The sequence below is a fragment of the Rhizobium ecuadorense genome (genome assembly GCF_001187535.1).
Lineage (GTDB): Bacteria > Pseudomonadota > Alphaproteobacteria > Rhizobiales > Rhizobiaceae > Rhizobium > Rhizobium ecuadorense.
In genome coordinates, this window is the sequence record NZ_LFIO01000034.1 from 1 (window position 1) to 241 (window position 241).

Genomic DNA, 241 nt, shown 5'->3' on the forward strand with positions numbered 1-241 from the left:
GGCGTGTCCGAGGGAACGCTGTTCACTTATTTTCCAACCAAGGACGATCTTCTCAATCAACTCTTCGTGTCGATCGAAATCGATCTGATGGAGCGGATGCTTGCTCCATATCCGGATGGGGACGCTCCTCGCCAAAGGCTAAGACGCGTGTGGGACCGTTTGGTGGATTGGGGATTGACCAATTCGACGGCTCGAAAGGCTGTCAGACAGCTCAAGGTTTCGGATCGGGTAACCGCGCAGA

Annotated in this window: 1 protein-coding gene; it reads left to right on the forward strand. The window is 54.4% G+C overall.

The window, feature by feature from the left end; all coding sequences use genetic code 11:
- A partial coding sequence (locus tag AF337_RS01945) for a TetR/AcrR family transcriptional regulator (RefSeq protein ID WP_152970861.1) occupies window positions 1–241 on the forward strand: 241 nt, incomplete at both ends.